Below are 15,686 nucleotides of genomic sequence, written 5' to 3'. Positions count from 1 at the left end.
ATAATACACACTAAGCCCCAGTTGGTTACTGGGGCTTATGTTATTTCGCATGCATTTCTATATTAGAATTTCTATCATATCTTTTTTTCGATAAACCTTTTGTAACTAAAAGCACAGGAAATGCCACAGTTGAAAATATAGCTAGTGCTGAAAATACTGCAAACCCATTTTGGTACCCGTAGTAATCGAGAAGTACTCCTCCAAACCACGGACCTATTACTGCTCCAATTCCCGAAAAGCCCATCGCACCGAAGTATGTTCCTTTTAGATGCGCAACAGCAATACCATCAATAAATACATCCGTCATTGAAAACATTAGTACTTCTCCAATTGTAAAAATAATTGTACAAACGACAGCACCTAGCATAGATTCTACTATTCCAAAGCCAAATAATCCTCCGCTCACAAATAAAGTCCCCACCATAATTGATGTTAACGGTGTATACTTTTTGCACATTTGAATAACAGGGTATTGGATAATCACTACAACAATTGCATTTAAAGCGAGCATATATGAGAATAGCTTCACTCCATCCTCAAATATATATGCATTTGCAAAATATTGAGATACTGTCGTCGTTAAATGTGAAAAACCGCAATTACTCAAAATAATACCGACTAAAGCAACTAAAAATACTATATCTTTTCGCAATATACGCATTGCATTTAGCATTGTAACAGGTTTTTCTGTACTCACTTTCTTTTTTTCCATTGGATACTTCTTAAATTGGAACGCTAATATAGCTGTATATAGAATATATACCCCAGCTGCTACTAAAAAAGGAATTGTTGATTTTGCACTTCCAATCTGTAATCCAACAATTGGTCCAATTGCAACTCCAACATTTATTGCACCGTATCGTAAGTTATAGACGAGTAACCGATACTCAGGCTTTGTTAAATCTGATAATAATGCTCTTGATGTTGGCTCAAAAAACGACCTACATAATCCATTTAAAGCATTTAATAAAAAGAAACTTAAAACATGATCCGCAAGTGAAAAACCTATAAACACAAAAATCCAAACAATCATGGACCAGAGCATAATCGTTTTCCGGCCAAATCGATCTGATAAATTCCCTCCGATAAAACTAGCAAAAACACCAACAAGTGCACTCGTTCCGATAATAGCACCCGTCATTCCAGCTGATACACCTTTAACAGTCGTTAAATAAATCGCTAAAAAAGGGATACTCATTGAAGTTGCAAACCTAGCAAACAATGTCCCTAAAATAATACTCATTCCAAGCGGATGAATATGCTGTAACTTCCCCTTCATCGTTAAACCTACTCTCTCTATTTTCACAAAAAAAGAAAGCAAAGGATCTGCTTTCTTTTCCTTTTTCTATACTTGAGCTGTTGATACCCGAGTTGTTCTCGTTATGTCCATATCAATTCCATATGTGAACTGTAATTCTTTACACACATCTTTAATTAAGATTGCGACATTATACTTTTCATTAAATTGTAAAACTATGTTTTCTACTTCTTCATATGTATACTTATATTCCCCTGTAATGACACTTTTTAGATCAAAGCATTCGTTAATACAAAGTTGTACAAGTAGCTGGTCATATTTCTCTATTACATCTTCTTTCTTCCAAAGTAACTCTTTTACATATAACCGATCAAACTTCACACTTTCTCGATTACAATCCGTTAAAATCCGGGTCATTTCATTTAATTCTCGATATAATTCAGAAATATTTCTGCTTAAACTAAGCAGTTTATCTACGCCGTTTTCATATAACATATTCATTCCACCCCCGCATTTTCTTTTTCTTATTATAGCAAGAAAATTCTAAAAATAGTTTCTTTCTTCTGAAATATTAGGAAACTAATTTCAATTGCTTTACAATGAAACTAGTTAATGCGAGAGGAGAAAGAAAATTGGAGCACAAATTATATTACACTGACGCTTATAAGCAAGACTTTACTACTAAAATTATAAAGCAAGATTATGATAAAGACGGTAACTTATACGTTGTTTTGAATGAAACAGCATTTTATCCGACAGGTGGCGGACAACCATATGATACTGGTACATTAAATGATATCAATGTAATTAATGTAGAAGAGATAAACGGAGAAATTCGTCATTACATTGCAGAACAATTACATACAGAAGACGTAGAAGGTAAAATCAATTGGGAGCGCCGTTTTGATCATATGCAGCAACATGCGGCTCAGCACATTTTATCTGCTGCCTTTTGGGACCATTTTAACATGCCTACAATTGGATTCCATCTTGGTAAAGAAACAGTAACAATTGATTTAGAAACAGAAAATCTTCATGCAGAAACGGTTGAAAAAGCAATACAAATTGCAAACAAAATTGTTTTTGAAAACCATCCAATCCGCATCCAGTGGATGAACTTAGAAGAAGCGAAAACGTTGCCCCTTCGTAAAGAACCGACTATGACAGAAAATATACGCGTTGTTATGATCGAAAACTTTGATTATAACGGCTGTGGCGGAACACACCCGAAACGTACTGGTGAAGTAGGTCCTATTCAAGTTCTTAGCTGGGAACGCAATAAAGGTGGCATACGACTAACGTTTATCGCTGGCTGGCGCACACTTAAATTAATAGGGCAGCAACAACAAATTATGAAGAATGTTTCCAAACAATTAAACAGTAGCGAAACTGATATTCCAACAAAAGTGGCGCAACTGCTTACTTCTCAAAAAGAAAACGAAAAAGCAATACAAACAATGAATGAAAAATTATTATTTGCAGAGGCAAATGAACTACTTCAACACCCTACGGAAATACATGCCGGCATACTTATTTCTAAAGTATTTACAAATCGTTCTATGCAAGAAATCGCAAAGCTTTCCGCTATTATTACAGAACAACAAGAGCATGCAATTACGTATTTCGTCATCGAAAATGATGACAAACTACAATGTATTCTCGCTTGCGGAAAATCAGTATCACTCGATATGAATGCTCTTTTAAAAGACGCTCTTCCTACAATCGAAGGAAAAGGTGGCGGAAATAAGAAGAGTGCTCGCGGTGGCGGGAAAGCAATTATGAGCGGAGATGAATTTTTAAATCAGCTTGTTTCTTCTTTACAGTCAGCAGTTTAAAACATGTTATGAAGGATAGCGAACGGCTATCCTTCCCCTATATTTACAGACCTATATTTTGTTTCAAACCTTGATAACCCCCTGCATTTACAAAACCTTCACTTATAAGATTGATAAAAGTTTCCGAAAAACCATAATGACTTAAATCTTTAATCGGCACCATTTGCACATCATGAATTGGATTATGATCAAACTCGTTAGAAGGTAGCATAATTTCACCTTCAATCCTTTTAAGCAAAAACGTTATATGTAATAAAGACGGGCGAGCATCTGGTTTATCACAAACATAGAGTAGCTTCTGAATGTTAACTTCTAACCCTGTCTCTTCTCTCATTTCTCGAATCATTGCTTCCTCTAACGTTTCGCCATTCTCTGCTCTTCCTCCAGGTAAAGACCAATTTCGATTAGCCACTTTTTGCTTTACTAGCAATACCTTTTCATCTTCAATTAAAATTCCTGTAACACGAACTTGCATTACATTTTCCATATGCAATCTCCTCTTCCCATTATATTTACAAATTAACCCTTCCATAAAAAGAACATATGTTTTATAATTGAAGAAAATTATGGAAGAAAGTAGTTGTTACATTCATGCGTCCACCTTTAACAAAGTCTATATCAATTGAAGATTTCCAAAACTATTATTGGCTAAAAGCAGAACTCCAAACATTTTGTCGTGAGAATGGGTTGCCAGCTAGTGGCTCTAAGATCGAAATAACCGATTGTATCTCACATTATTTAACTACTGGTAAAATATTAAAAAACAGCTCTGTTCAAAAGGTGAGTAAAGCTTCCCTATCCTATAAAGACCTTTCTCTTCAAACGATTATTACTAACAATCACCGCTGTAGCGAAGATGTTCGTGCTTTTTTCAAAGAAAAAATCGGAACAAACTTCAGCTTTACAGTAGCTCTTCAAAAATTTTTCAAAGAGAATGTTGGAAAAACATATGAAGACGCGATAGCTTTTTGGCATGAAGAAAACGAACGAAAAAAATACCCTACATACAAAACAACTATCGGTGCACAATTTGAATACAATCGCTTTACTCGTGACTTTTTCGAAGATCCAAATAATAAAGGGAAAGCAAAAGCTGATGCGATTGCTGCTTGGAACGAAATGAAAGCGAAGCCTGGTAGTAATGTTTATGTTCCTCAAAAAGTAGAAAACTAGTTACCTCGCTAGTCTTCTATTTTCTCAAATAATAGCGCCATCCCTATCCCGCCTCCAATTCCTAATGTAGCAATTCCATATTTCATAGACTCTCTTTGAGCCTGATAAAACAAACGTGTTACAAGCATAGCACCAGATGCACCGTACGGATGACCGAGCGCAATTGCTCCACCATTTATATTTACTTTTTCGTACGGAATTTGTAACTCTTTTGCGCAAGCAACAACTTTTGAGGCGAATGCTTCATTTATTTCAAAATAATCGATGTCCTCTACTTTTACATTCATTTCGTTTAATAATTTGTTCACCGCAAATATCGGACCAGTCCCTGGAAGCTTGGGATCCACTCCCACTACAGCACTACGAACGAAACGAAGGACAGGTTTATAACCTAACTTTCGGGCTTGTCCCTCTTCCATTACAAGAACAGCACATGCCCCATCATTTACACCACATGAATTACCTGCCGTCACTGTTCCATTTTGTAAAAATGCGGGCTTTGTTCTTTTAATGATTCGTTCATAATTCATTTCTGGCTTTATAGATTCATCTAATAATCCATTAAAAGAAAATATTTCATCATGTATATATCCTTTTTCTAACGCTTGCAGTGTCCGCTTATAACTAAGACAAGCATACTCGTCTTGCATTTCTCTCGTTATATTATAACGCTCCGCAACATATTCAGCCGCTACTCCCATGTCAGGATCACCAATTGTTTCAGGTGAAAATCGTGCTCTTTTTTGAAAAGGTGACGTACTTGTACTCTCTACTCCCCCGGCGATATAACACTTACCTGCCCCGCCTTGAATGAGATGACACGCAGTTCGAATTGCTTCTAAACCAGCACCACATTGCCGATCAATCGTTACACCAGGAATATGATAGCCAAGTCCCGCCTCTAAAGCAGATAGTCTCGCAACATTCCCTCCTGGCCCAACAACATTACCTAATATGACATCATCTATTTCCCTCTCAATCCCTTTACTTAAAAACGTAAGAAGCGGCGTTGTTAATTGCTGAACTTCATACTCTTTTAACATCCCATTCTTCTTACCAATAGGTGTTCTTTTCGCCTCTACAATGACTGCTCTATTCATATATTTTCTCCCTGTTTTCAATCATACTTTTTGCTTCCATACGAGCGATTTTCCCACTATTTGTATAAGGTATTCCATCTACAAAATGCCATTCTTTCGGTATTTTAAAAGAGGATAATCTCTGTAAGCAAAAACTCTTTAATTGTTGTTTCGTAGCACTTCCTTTTACGATCGCGACGGGCTTTTCACCCCAGTAACTATCTTTCACACCAATTACAACTATTTCATCAACAGCTGGGTGTTCATGTAATACACTTTCTATTTCTTCTGGATAAATATTGATTCCTCCAAATAAAATCATATTCTTCTCTCTACCAACAATATATATAAAGCCTTCTTCATCTTCATAGCCTACATCTCGCACTGTCATCCAACCTTCTGCATTCAACTCCCGTGTTAAAACCCCATCTATTATGTATCCCATAAAAAACTGATCACTTTTCACATAAACAGTTCCTATTTCACCTTTTTGTACTTCTTCGCCTGCTTCATTACATATTCGAACTTGCACATTATGACAAGGTTTTCCTACTGAATTTGGCCTTCTTTCGCTTTCTGCATCGACTAGTGCTGTTACAAAACTTAACTCTGATGCACCATAAAATTCATATCTTTTCGCATAAGGAAATATATTCTTTATTTTTTCTTTCGCTTCAGCTTCCCATTTCGCTCCTGACGAAATAATTTTCACTTTATTTTCTATTAATCTACTTTCTTTATATAAAGATTCAAGCATTGTCGGAACTGTATACATAACTGATATATTTTCAGTTTCTAACTTATCTAATACTTGATTTGGAAAGAACTTTCTCATAATGTGCACTGTTTGTCCTACATATAATGCACTTATTGCCCCGTATAAGAAAAGAGAATGAACGAGCGTCCCAGCTATTAAAATTGAATCCTCCCTTTTCATATGAAAGTCATGTACATTACAATCAAAACTATGAACCCACGATTGCTGTGCACGTAAAAATGCTTTTGCTGTTCCTGTTGATCCTGATGTAAATCCCATATAAAAAGGAGCATGTTGTACACTTTCTACAGTGGAATATGTAGGAAGATATTTCTCTATCATTCTTTTCCACTCATCAATTTCAATTACTCTTCCTTCTTCATCCAATAGATCATTCACCTTATATCGTTCTGTCACAATCATATCCGGATTACTAATTTCAATTCTTTCTCTGAGCTCATCTTGTTTCCACTTTATATCTAACGGAACACAAACCCACCCGGCCATAGCGGCACCAGAAAATAGTTGTAAAAACTCTATACGATTTTCTAATAGGATTGCTATCGTTTTATTCTTCGATTTTTTTTCATTTAACCAGCTTGCTACTTTACAAACTGATTCAAACCACTCTTTATATGTTAAAACTCTATCATTTTCCTTTATCGCTATTTTATTTAGTTGTAAAGAGGCATGCTTTTTATATTCTTTTGTAATCCCCATATGAGACGTCCTTTCTTTACAAAAATAATAAAAAGAAACACGCAATGTACGTGTTTCTTCCCTTTATCATCCCGCATTTGTATATTTTCTATTCTTTAAAGCGGGTGTAATAATATGTTTCAATGAACGATGTAATTTTGTTACGAGAACTGCCGCAATAATTGCTTTTATACAATCCCCTGGTAAAAACACAGCACTCACTTTCATTGTCTCCCATACAGAAACATCCATTAAAAACGCTTGTACAGTAATACCAAATACATAAACTACGAAAATACCACCAATTATATTAATACATAATACTTTTATAATAGAAACTTCACGTAAACGCTCAATTAAATAACCAATAACAAACGCTCCAATGATGTAACCAAGTAAATATCCTGCACTTGGTCCAACAAATACACCAAGGCCACCGCGTCCACCAGCAAGTAATGGTGCTCCAACTCCTACAATAAGTAAGAAAATAAGCTGACTTAACGCACCTAGACGTGATCCTAACAACCCACCCGCAAGCATAACACCGAGTGATTGCAATGTAATCGGAACTGGTGTAATAGAAAGAGCAATCGGAGGTATTAACCCTAACACTCCCATAATAGAACTAAATAAAGCGACGAAAACTAAGTTTTTTGTATTCATATTTGCTTCTCCTATTTGTAAACTTACGATTGTTTTTAGATAACATATTACAAAAGTTATATTATCTTTCCGCCCTTCTTTTGTCAACTATTAATTAATTTAAGTTTACAAATAAGAATTCACTTATTTCTCTCTATGCAAATGCTCCAGTTCTTTCCGAAGCGCCTGTTTTAAAAACTTCCCAACAGATGTTTTCGGTATTTCTTCCATAAATACAATATCGTCTGGCAACCACCACTTCGCAAACTGTGGTTTTAAAAACTCATATATTTCTTCTTTTGTAACCGTACTATTTTTCTTTTGAACAACGCAGGCAATTGGTCGCTCTTGCCACTGAGGGTGAGGAACTGCAACGACAGCCGCTTCAAATATAGCATCATGTGCCATTAAAGCATTTTCAAGATCGACCGAAGAAATCCATTCTCCCCCGCTTTTAATAACATCCTTCGTACGGTCAACAATTTTCACGCAACCTTCCTCATCCACTGTGACAACATCACCAGTATATAACCATCCATCGCGAAAACCTTCGACAGTACGATCATCGTTATAATAGCTTTCAGCGATCCAAGGTGCTCGTAAACATAGTTCTCCCATCTCCGTACCGTCCCACTTCACTTCACCATTTGTACCGACTACTTTCATCTCTACACCAGGGACAAGATACCCTTGCTTTGATCTAATTTCTAATTGCTCTTCATACGATAATTCTGTTTCATAACTTTTTAAACGTGCAAGTGTTACGAGTGGGCTTGTTTCGGTCATACCATATGCATGGATGAAAGGAACATTGTGTTTCTGTTCAAATGCTTTAATAACACTTTTCGGTGCGGCTGCACCACCACATAGTATTCTCGTCATACTAGATAAATCATAACTATTATTTTCTAACTCTTGTAATACACCGAGCCAAATTGTCGGCACACCCGCAGCTAACGTCACTTTTTCAGATTGGATCATTTCTAATAAAATTTTCGGCGTAAACATCGGTCCTGGAAGAACTTGTTTTGATCCAAACCAAGTCGCCGCAAAAGGAAGTCCCCAAGCATTCACATGGAACATCGGTACAATTGCCATCGCCGCGTCACTTTCCGATAAAGCAGCTGTATCCGCTAAACCGAGTGCCATGCAATGCAGTACAGTACTACGATGCGTATATACAACACCTTTCGGATTTCCTGTAGTCGCTGACGTATAACACATACCAGCAGGTGTATTTTCATCAATATCTTTTACAAATTGGAAAGTTGGATCGCCTTCTTCTAATAGCTTTTCATAATGATATACAGGTTCTAGCGTAGTATTTGGAAGTTCATCTTTATCAGTCATAATAATGTAGGCTTGTACAGTTGATAATTGTGATTGAATATTTTCAACGAGTGGTACGAGATCTTCATCAATAAGTAAAATTCGATCTTCTGCATGCTGAATAATGTATGAAATATGTTGAGGAGATAAACGAATATTAATTGTGTGTAAAACGGAAGCAATACCAGGAATAGCAAAATACGCTTCCACATGCCGATGATGGTTCCACGCTAACGTTCCTACACGTTCACCTTCTTTAATTCCAAGCTTTTTCAACGCACTGGAAAGTCTTCTCGTCCTTTCCCCTAACTGCTTATACGTTAACGTTGTAACTGTATCATGCGTCCGTGAAACAATTTCTTTCTTCGAAAACAGTTTCTCTGCTCTTTCCATCATAGAACTAATTGTTAGCGGTACATTCATCATCATATTGGTTATATCCCCCTTTAAAACGTTTTCATTTTTTGTTCATTATAACAGACTTCTACAAATGATTACGACATTTTTCTGTATTTTCTGAATTATTTCTTTGGAAATAATTCAGAAAATACAAAGAAAAAATATACTAAAATTCCTTCTTACGATATATAAATACCGAAATAATAAAAGAACAGATATATATGATAACGCCAAATATTGTATATAGAATGGAAACGTATAAAGATGAATTTAAATTTGATATTGGAAATTGTTCTATTAGGTAGCCAATTACACTTTGTAATCCATAATAAGTAACAAGCCCCCCGCATGCGCCTCCAATTGTAATAGCATCAGATTTTTCTGCTCCAAAAACATAGAGAAGTGGATAGGCTATTGCTCCGGCATTAAGAATGATGAACGTCCCTAAAGAAACACTCTTAAACATACCATCATCAATTGGTGTATCCGAAACTAAACCATGTACATAAAATATGCCATATGATAATACAGTACCAATAATTACAACTAGAAAATAGAAAAAGTAGTGACTTTGCACAATATTACTTCTAGTAATCGGTAAAGTAAGTACATATTTTTCATAACCTGACTTACTCTCATATTTAATAACTTCAAGTGCAGGAATTGCAGCAAAAAAGATAATAAACGTAGCAATTAAACGGTACATTGAAGCATCACCAAAATAAAAAACGCATCCGGCTCCCAATATCGCTATTCCCACGAACATAAAGAAAGTTCGATACACTAGGTAATAGTTTGTCAATAATAAACCTCTCATTTATTTTTCACTCCTCGTTAATAAGACACTCATTTCTTCTATCGAGATGGTTCTATGAGCAATACCACTTGGTAATTTATGTACATCTGATACGAGTACATTGAAATATGAACCATGTCTCCTTCTAGCAACAACTATATCTTTGTTAATTAAAGTGAGTTGTTCCTCATCAACATCTATAATGGCGTAACTGTCTAAAACCTTATCTTTTTCTTCGTTTAATAAAATTTCTCCATCTTTTATAATGATAAGATGGCTAGCTATTTTTTCTACATCACTCATAATATGAGAAGAAAGTAATATACCACCATTACTTTTACCCACAAAACTTTTTAATTCCTCTAACACTTCCTCCCTAGATGAGGGATCCAGACCTCCTGTCGCTTCATCTAGGATTAATAATTTTGCATTATGTGACAACGCAACAGCTATAGTTAGTTTCATTGACATTCCACGCGAGAATTTACCTACTTTCTCATTAGTGGGTAAAGAAAAAGTATTAACTAATCGATAAAAATTATCTCGATCCCAAGATTCAAACATCTTTTCAAAAACTTTGTTTAGTTGCTTTATTGTAAGATGAGCCGGTAGATTCATAGCATCAAATACGACTCCTATCTTTTCCTTAAGCTTGGCATCTTTATTTATATTTTCTTTACCAAATATTTTTACTGTACCACTATCTTTAGAAATTAATTCTAGTACTGTTTTAAAGGTTGTTGATTTCCCTGCTCCATTGTCACCAATGAATCCAACAATTGACCCAGACGGCACATTGAAGGAAACATCCCTTAAAACAACTTTGTTTCCAAATGATTTACTTAAATTTTCAATTTCTAGAAGATTTGACATCATTACACTCCTATCTTAACTTTTCATAAAATATGTTTTCTCCTATTAAAAATTATCTACTTTTTCTCTCACTTTCTTTTTCAGTTTAAAAATAAAACGATTACTATATTCTTTATTTTCTACTAAAATTCGATACACCTCTAATACTCCTAACACACGAACAAAAAGATAAACTCCGATAGCAATAAGTACAACACAGTAAGGGTAATACTGCACTAATTCTCCTGAAGTGATATGCTTTTTCTCAAACAAAAACGGTATCGCGCCTGCGGCTATAAAACAAAATCCAACGATCATCACTGCTGCATACTTTTTCTTAATAATCGCATATCTCTTTGTCAATTCTTTTAAAAATGTTTGATCAAATAGTAGTTCTTCTTTTTTCAATACATTGTATCGACTCTCTTCTATCGTTGCAGGTACCATCATTGCTCCAATTCCAAAGACAGCAACAATAATGACAAGGAACGTAGACATTGTTGCATTTTCCTTAAATAGTAAATACGGTATTGTCGATAAAATGAGCAAGCTAAATCCTAACGCAATATATTTAGAAATTTTTTGTCCATACACTACATACCCTTCTGCCATTTCCTGACTTACGTAATATCCATCTACATTTTCATTACTTTGCTCAGCAGTTTCTTTTAATAAATAGTCGAGTGATACTTCAAATACATTTCCAATTATTATTAACTTTTCAGTTTCAGGAAAACCTTGACCGTTTTCCCATTTACTAACCGCTTGTCTCGTTGTGTTTAATTTCTCGGCTAACGCTTCTTGAGAAAGACCCTTTTCCTTTCTTAATTTAAAAAGCTTTTCACCAAATCCCATATGTGTGTCCCCCTTTGTTTTCTTAACTAAATTGTATGTAAACATTGTCACTATCTCTATCTTCCTGCGGTTGCACTTTGTCAACTTACGGTTGCGATTGTGTTATATAGCGGTTTTGTATACGATTTAGCTATTTTCCTTCTAAAAATATGGTGTTAATAAACCTCGACCTCTCAATAACCAATTATAACAATTAAAGGTAATTATTGTTATAAAAATAAAAACTCCCTTATTCATTTAAAGGAGTTTTTAATATGAAATATTTCATTTATCCATATATCTTTCTCGAGATATACAATATCTTTTCGTGTCACGATACTTACCTTTAATGAACATATCCTTTTGAATCGTGCACTCGTACTCCATATTCAAACGTTTCATTAATTTTTCAGATGCTTCATTTTCTGAATCACATCCCGCTTCAATACTATTAAGATGCAACTCATGAAAACCATAGTAGAAAAAAGCTAATGCAGCCTCCGTGGCTAATCCTCTTCCCCAATATTTTCGAGATAAGGCGTATGCAATTTCTGCTGTATGTGTGACCAAATCATATTTTATAAATCCACACGTGCCTATAAGTTTTTTCTCCTCTTTTAATACAATTCCAAGAGGTGCTACTTGCCCTTCATTATATTGCCCCACAATTTCTTCTACATAGTTATATGTGTCACATAACGATCGATGAGCATCCCATACAGTAAAAGTTGTCATCTCTTTATCTGTAGCATACTCATATATATGTAAACTATCACTCATATTCATTTTCCTTAACATAAGTCGTTTCGTATACAACGTTGGATATGACCATTTCTCAATGATCATAACGGCTTCTGCTTAAACTTTTCATAATGTCGTACTTTTAATAGAAGGATATTCCCACAATCTGTACAAATATAAGCATCCACCGGTGAAGATGTGAACATCGTTTCCTTTTTCCGTATTTGTGCATATCCGACAAACTCACCTTCTCCTATGTTTTGAGAACCACAATTATAGCATGTCTGCACGGTTTTTTGTTTCATGAGAGCACCACCTTTAATCTGTTTCCACTCCCTTCGACAGCTCACTTCCATTTCCCTTCCAAAAAACCTCTTATTCTCTCACATTTCAACAGGAATCTCAAAACAAAAATCGTATATGTACTATGAAATATATTTATTAACGGAGGAATTTTATGACTACTGTTATGACACTCGATATAGCAACAGAAATTGAAAATGCAGAAATTGATATGCTCTCTTCTAGATTAGAGAGACTACAAACAATAAGCGGAAACCCAATGCAAGTGCAAATGAAAAAATTCGGTAGCACCACTGCCTTTTCATCAAAAATAATTGCTGGTCCAGCTTTTAATACGGTAAAAGGTATTACAAATGCAGATGCGATTGATGCAATCATTTCTTATTATGAATCACTACAAATCCCTTGTCGTTTTGAAATTACCCCAGCACAAAGTACAACTGAATTATTTCAATACTTATCTCAAAAAGGGTTTTATCAATCTAGCTTCCATACTGCTTTGTATAGTATACCGAGAGAGGGTTCATCACTTCTTCCTTCTAATATTACAATACGAAAACTAAAAGAAAATGAGTTTGATATTTTTGCAGACATTTATGTACGTGGATTTAATATGCCATCCTTTACAAAAGATAGCGTGCGCCAAAATAATGAAATTCTTTACAATGAACCAGGATGGCATTTTTTCATAGCTGAAATTCAAAATATCCCTGCTGGTATTGGTGTCCTGTATATAAATAAGGGTGTCGCATCATTAGCTGCTTCTGCTACTTTGCCAGAATTTCAGCGTAAAGGCTGTCATACTGCATTAATTCAAAAACGAATTAAGACAGCTATTGAATCCAATTGTACTTTAATAGTTGGACAAGCAAGGTTCGGTAGCGGCAGTCAAAATAACATGGAACGTGCCCACATGAAAATTGCTTATACAAAATCAATATGGACCGCAAAAGACATATTATAATTTACTTTATTTCTCCTTCCGTTACATTTTTAAACATTTTATGACAATTCCTTTTCTATCCTATTAATCATTTGAATATTCAAACTAGATTTGTTACGCTATTACTAGATACATCATTCAACTTGCAATATGAAAAGAGAATTCTAATCAAACTACAAGGAGGAGAAATGTATGACTAAACATGATCATGGTTTAAAAGAAAAAGTAGAAGGTGCCATTGATAAGGTAAAAGGTGAAGTAAAAGAAGTTGTTGGGAAAGTAACTGACAATAAGAAATTACAAGCTGAAGGAAAATGGGATAAGGTGAAAGGCACTGCTAAAGATACAGTTGGTAATGTGAAAGAAAAAGTACATGAATATAAGGAACATAAGAAAGAAAAATAAAAAAGAAAAATAAAAAAGAGCCCATCGGCTCTTTTTTTATTTCCCTTCATTTTTCTCTAACACGTATAAATCTTCTTCCATATTCGTTAATTTCTCACTTACAAGCTTTCTTGCATCTCCAATTGCTTGATTGTATGCAAATGGTCCAACTAATTTAATCATTTCTTCTATTAAACGCTCTGCTTGGAAACGTCCAATTTCATCTAGATCTTCTTCCATGAAAAATTGCTGAATTTGCGCTACAAGCTCTTCTTTTTTATCATTTGGTATTTTTATATTCATCATTGTTGTTACTCCTCTATATTTAAGATAATATCTTCCTTAACTCTACCATAGAAAAACGATTACCAGGACAGCTTTTTGTAACTCCTTCTAACTCTCTATGACCGAGTATATTTTCTTTCTTTATAGCAAATTGCTTCATAAACAGTTTACATAAAGAATATAATGCATTCACTTGCGGGGGAGTTGGATCGTATTTATCGAAATTTCCCGTCATACATATTCCAATTGTATGGCGGTTATGGTCTTTCGCGTGCGCTCCAATATGTAAACCTCGTCCTTCCACTACAGTTCCATCCTTTTCGATAAAATAGTTGTAACCAATTCCGCTCCACCCCCTTACAGTTTGATGAAATTCATGCGTTTTATACACGTCCCATCCATCTTCAGCTGTATGGTGGATAATCAGTTGATTTACTTTTTCTAAAGGAACTAATTCATCTTGAAATGTTAGATTGACATATTTAATTTCCATTTGAACTGCCTCCTCTTAAAAATCAATCATAATAATCGTTTTATCATCTGGTCTTATTCTCTTTTCCCCTTCCAGCTTTTCAATGATTGCTACATATTCGTTTATACTATTCTTTCTTATATATGCAACAGTTTGTTCTAATGACCAATCTGGGTGAAATAACCCGTCTGAACAAATAAAAATCCCACTCACTTCATCTGTATGTAATTCACCATGTTGTAAATAATGTATCGCTTCTTTCATTCCATTTGCAACTGAATAACCATTTGGCACATTTGCAAGATAACGATTGTACTTTAATTGTTCTCGAACATCTTGAAAAACATATTCTTCCGGCACAGATAAACCTTTCTTACGATCTTCTTCCCTCTTCCTTTTTGCTCGTTTACTAATTCCTTCAACTGTGTCTTTCGTTAATACTTGCATCGTTCCATTTTGAAAAGTTGCGACAATCATACAGTCCCCAAGCTGCGCATATTCAATTTTCTCACCAACTATTTGAACTGCCGCGATACATGTGCACCACAAATGCTCTTTTTTTCTCGTGTCTACTTCATATTCTAACATTTTGCTTTGCAATGCTTCATTTGCTTTAGCAACTGCAAATTGTAAACTATGATTCTCTCGTAATGCAGTAAAATAACTTGCAAATAAATGCGAAGCGATGTATGCTCCATTATGTCCCTTTTCATCACGAAACGGGACAAGTGGTGTTGCACCGTCACATACACCATAAATCTTTTTATCTTTATTACAAAAATAAGAATCCTCACATTCTTGCTTCAACGGGCTTTTCTGTTGATATGCTTTTATCTTCACAACTGTATCCCCTTTCAAATGATAAAATACTCAAATTCTTTTGATTAATCTAATTTACCAAAATA

Annotated in this window: 19 protein-coding genes; 4 read left to right on the top strand and 15 right to left on the bottom strand. The window is 34.9% G+C overall.

Going from position 1 to position 15,686, the window contains the following annotated elements; all coding sequences use genetic code 11:
• Window positions 1–40: 40 nt before the first annotated feature.
• Together ACTFSL_RS10065 and ACTFSL_RS10060 are read right to left on the bottom strand one after the other, a co-directional pair.
• Window positions 41–1,279 carry an MDR family MFS transporter gene (locus ACTFSL_RS10065; RefSeq protein WP_440041636.1) on the bottom strand — a complete coding sequence of 413 codons (1,239 nt, stop codon included), beginning with the start codon at window positions 1,277–1,279 and terminating at the stop codon, window positions 41–43.
• Window positions 1,280–1,345: 66 nt separating this feature from the next.
• Window positions 1,346–1,753 carry a hypothetical protein gene (locus tag ACTFSL_RS10060; RefSeq protein ID WP_000965149.1) on the bottom strand — a complete coding sequence of 136 codons (408 nt, stop codon included), beginning with the start codon at window positions 1,751–1,753 and terminating at the stop codon, window positions 1,346–1,348.
• Between the two features lie 137 nt (window positions 1,754–1,890).
• On the opposite strand from ACTFSL_RS10060, the gene ACTFSL_RS10055 reads away from it, so the two are divergent.
• Window positions 1,891–3,093, top strand: a complete 1,203-nt coding sequence (locus ACTFSL_RS10055; RefSeq protein ID WP_162900596.1) for an alanyl-tRNA editing protein — start codon at window positions 1,891–1,893, stop codon at window positions 3,091–3,093.
• A gap of 43 nt (window positions 3,094–3,136) precedes the next feature.
• On the opposite strand, the gene ACTFSL_RS10050 is transcribed toward ACTFSL_RS10055, so the two are convergent.
• A complete protein-coding gene (locus ACTFSL_RS10050; RefSeq protein WP_440041634.1) occupies window positions 3,137–3,580 on the bottom strand; it encodes an NUDIX hydrolase in 444 nt (147 codons plus the stop codon).
• A gap of 104 nt (window positions 3,581–3,684) precedes the next feature.
• Here ACTFSL_RS10050 and ACTFSL_RS10045 point away from each other — a divergent pair, with 104 nt between their 5' ends.
• Window positions 3,685–4,266 carry a DUF6434 domain-containing protein gene (locus ACTFSL_RS10045; protein WP_440041633.1) on the top strand — a complete coding sequence of 194 codons (582 nt, stop codon included), beginning with the start codon at window positions 3,685–3,687 and terminating at the stop codon, window positions 4,264–4,266.
• 8 nt (window positions 4,267–4,274) lie between these two features.
• Here ACTFSL_RS10045 and ACTFSL_RS10040 read toward each other — a convergent pair whose 3' ends face one another.
• The 9 genes from ACTFSL_RS10040 to ACTFSL_RS10000 form a co-directional block, all read right to left on the bottom strand.
• Entirely contained in the window at window positions 4,275–5,366 is a 1,092-nt protein-coding gene (locus ACTFSL_RS10040) for an acetyl-CoA C-acyltransferase (protein ID WP_440041631.1), read from the bottom strand.
• A complete protein-coding gene (locus ACTFSL_RS10035) occupies window positions 5,359–6,822 on the bottom strand; it encodes an acyl-CoA synthetase (RefSeq protein WP_440041629.1) in 1,464 nt (487 codons plus the stop codon). Before ACTFSL_RS10035 ends, ACTFSL_RS10040 begins: the two co-directional genes overlap by 8 nt.
• A 66-nt stretch (window positions 6,823–6,888) precedes the next feature.
• Window positions 6,889–7,464 carry a biotin transporter BioY gene (locus tag ACTFSL_RS10030; RefSeq protein WP_153581151.1) on the bottom strand — a complete coding sequence of 192 codons (576 nt, stop codon included), beginning with the start codon at window positions 7,462–7,464 and terminating at the stop codon, window positions 6,889–6,891.
• 123 nt (window positions 7,465–7,587) lie between these two features.
• A complete protein-coding gene (locus ACTFSL_RS10025; RefSeq protein WP_416809868.1) occupies window positions 7,588–9,201 on the bottom strand; it encodes a long-chain fatty acid--CoA ligase in 1,614 nt (537 codons plus the stop codon).
• 136 nt (window positions 9,202–9,337) lie between these two features.
• A complete protein-coding gene (locus ACTFSL_RS10020) occupies window positions 9,338–9,988 on the bottom strand; it encodes an ABC-2 transporter permease (RefSeq protein ID WP_001214696.1) in 651 nt (216 codons plus the stop codon).
• On the bottom strand, window positions 9,989–10,840 hold the full coding sequence (locus tag ACTFSL_RS10015) for an ABC transporter ATP-binding protein (protein WP_440041626.1): 852 nt from the start codon (window positions 10,838–10,840) through the stop codon (window positions 9,989–9,991).
• Window positions 10,841–10,885: 45 nt separating this feature from the next.
• Window positions 10,886–11,674: a helix-turn-helix domain-containing protein gene (locus tag ACTFSL_RS10010; RefSeq protein ID WP_000505598.1), complete on the bottom strand. Its 789-nt coding sequence runs from the start codon at window positions 11,672–11,674 to the stop codon at window positions 10,886–10,888.
• Between the two features lie 264 nt (window positions 11,675–11,938).
• Window positions 11,939–12,499 (bottom strand): GNAT family N-acetyltransferase, encoded by a 561-nt coding sequence (locus tag ACTFSL_RS10005; RefSeq protein WP_000582844.1) that lies wholly within the window; start codon window positions 12,497–12,499, stop codon window positions 11,939–11,941.
• Window positions 12,496–12,699, bottom strand: coding sequence for a hypothetical protein (locus ACTFSL_RS10000; protein WP_440041623.1), 204 nt, complete (start codon window positions 12,697–12,699; stop codon window positions 12,496–12,498). Before ACTFSL_RS10000 ends, ACTFSL_RS10005 begins: the two co-directional genes overlap by 4 nt.
• Window positions 12,700–12,851: 152 nt before the next feature.
• On the opposite strand from ACTFSL_RS10000, the gene ACTFSL_RS09995 reads away from it, so the two are divergent.
• Together ACTFSL_RS09995 and ACTFSL_RS09990 are read left to right on the top strand one after the other, a co-directional pair.
• Window positions 12,852–13,661, top strand: coding sequence for a GNAT family N-acetyltransferase (locus ACTFSL_RS09995; RefSeq protein ID WP_440041621.1), 810 nt, complete (start codon window positions 12,852–12,854; stop codon window positions 13,659–13,661).
• A 171-nt stretch (window positions 13,662–13,832) separates the two neighbouring features.
• Window positions 13,833–14,045: a CsbD family protein gene (locus tag ACTFSL_RS09990; protein WP_000160410.1), complete on the top strand. Its 213-nt coding sequence runs from the start codon at window positions 13,833–13,835 to the stop codon at window positions 14,043–14,045.
• Between the two features lie 36 nt (window positions 14,046–14,081).
• Here ACTFSL_RS09990 and ACTFSL_RS09985 read toward each other — a convergent pair whose 3' ends face one another.
• Genes ACTFSL_RS09985 through ACTFSL_RS09975 form a run of 3 tightly spaced genes read right to left on the bottom strand, consistent with a single transcriptional unit; the run spans window position 14,082 to window position 15,639 of the window.
• Window positions 14,082–14,330: a DUF2164 domain-containing protein gene (locus ACTFSL_RS09985; RefSeq protein WP_000981066.1), complete on the bottom strand. Its 249-nt coding sequence runs from the start codon at window positions 14,328–14,330 to the stop codon at window positions 14,082–14,084.
• 19 nt (window positions 14,331–14,349) lie between these two features.
• Window positions 14,350–14,802: a peptidoglycan recognition protein family protein gene (locus tag ACTFSL_RS09980; RefSeq protein ID WP_000404194.1), complete on the bottom strand. Its 453-nt coding sequence runs from the start codon at window positions 14,800–14,802 to the stop codon at window positions 14,350–14,352.
• 15 nt (window positions 14,803–14,817) lie between these two features.
• Entirely contained in the window at window positions 14,818–15,639 is an 822-nt protein-coding gene (locus tag ACTFSL_RS09975) for a protein phosphatase 2C domain-containing protein (protein ID WP_002178703.1), read from the bottom strand.
• Between the last annotated feature and the right edge of the window lie 47 nt (window positions 15,640–15,686).

It is taken from the genome of Bacillus cereus group sp. MYBK108-1, from assembly GCF_051917185.1.
Lineage (GTDB): Bacteria > Bacillota > Bacilli > Bacillales > Bacillaceae_G > Bacillus_A > Bacillus_A cereus.
This window is presented reverse-complemented; position numbering and strand designations above follow the sequence as displayed.

What these genes read in the sequence shown, in the direction of transcription:
- ACTFSL_RS10005 (WP_000582844.1), bottom strand. Translation starts at nt 12,499, where the DNA reads ATGATCATTGAGAAATGGTCATATCCAACGTTGTATACGAAACGACTT.
- ACTFSL_RS10000 (WP_440041623.1), bottom strand. Translation starts at nt 12,699, where the DNA reads ATGAAACAAAAAACCGTGCAGACATGCTATAATTGTGGTTCTCAAAAC.
- ACTFSL_RS10010 (WP_000505598.1), bottom strand. Translation starts at nt 11,674, where the DNA reads ATGGGATTTGGTGAAAAGCTTTTTAAATTAAGAAAGGAAAAGGGTCTT.
- ACTFSL_RS09995 (WP_440041621.1), top strand. Translation starts at nt 12,852, where the DNA reads ATGACTACTGTTATGACACTCGATATAGCAACAGAAATTGAAAATGCA.
- ACTFSL_RS10030 (WP_153581151.1), bottom strand. Translation starts at nt 7,464, where the DNA reads ATGAATACAAAAAACTTAGTTTTCGTCGCTTTATTTAGTTCTATTATG.
- ACTFSL_RS10025 (WP_416809868.1), bottom strand. Translation starts at nt 9,201, where the DNA reads ATGATGATGAATGTACCGCTAACAATTAGTTCTATGATGGAAAGAGCA.
- ACTFSL_RS10035 (WP_440041629.1), bottom strand. Translation starts at nt 6,822, where the DNA reads ATGGGGATTACAAAAGAATATAAAAAGCATGCCTCTTTACAACTAAAT.
- ACTFSL_RS10060 (WP_000965149.1), bottom strand. Translation starts at nt 1,753, where the DNA reads ATGTTATATGAAAACGGCGTAGATAAACTGCTTAGTTTAAGCAGAAAT.
- ACTFSL_RS10045 (WP_440041633.1), top strand. Translation starts at nt 3,685, where the DNA reads ATGCGTCCACCTTTAACAAAGTCTATATCAATTGAAGATTTCCAAAAC.
- ACTFSL_RS10040 (WP_440041631.1), bottom strand. Translation starts at nt 5,366, where the DNA reads ATGAATAGAGCAGTCATTGTAGAGGCGAAAAGAACACCTATTGGTAAG.
- ACTFSL_RS10065 (WP_440041636.1), bottom strand. Translation starts at nt 1,279, where the DNA reads ATGAAGGGGAAGTTACAGCATATTCATCCGCTTGGAATGAGTATTATT.
- ACTFSL_RS09985 (WP_000981066.1), bottom strand. Translation starts at nt 14,330, where the DNA reads ATGATGAATATAAAAATACCAAATGATAAAAAAGAAGAGCTTGTAGCG.
- ACTFSL_RS09990 (WP_000160410.1), top strand. Translation starts at nt 13,833, where the DNA reads ATGACTAAACATGATCATGGTTTAAAAGAAAAAGTAGAAGGTGCCATT.
- ACTFSL_RS10050 (WP_440041634.1), bottom strand. Translation starts at nt 3,580, where the DNA reads ATGGAAAATGTAATGCAAGTTCGTGTTACAGGAATTTTAATTGAAGAT.
- ACTFSL_RS09980 (WP_000404194.1), bottom strand. Translation starts at nt 14,802, where the DNA reads ATGGAAATTAAATATGTCAATCTAACATTTCAAGATGAATTAGTTCCT.
- ACTFSL_RS10020 (WP_001214696.1), bottom strand. Translation starts at nt 9,988, where the DNA reads ATGAGAGGTTTATTATTGACAAACTATTACCTAGTGTATCGAACTTTC.
- ACTFSL_RS10015 (WP_440041626.1), bottom strand. Translation starts at nt 10,840, where the DNA reads ATGTCAAATCTTCTAGAAATTGAAAATTTAAGTAAATCATTTGGAAAC.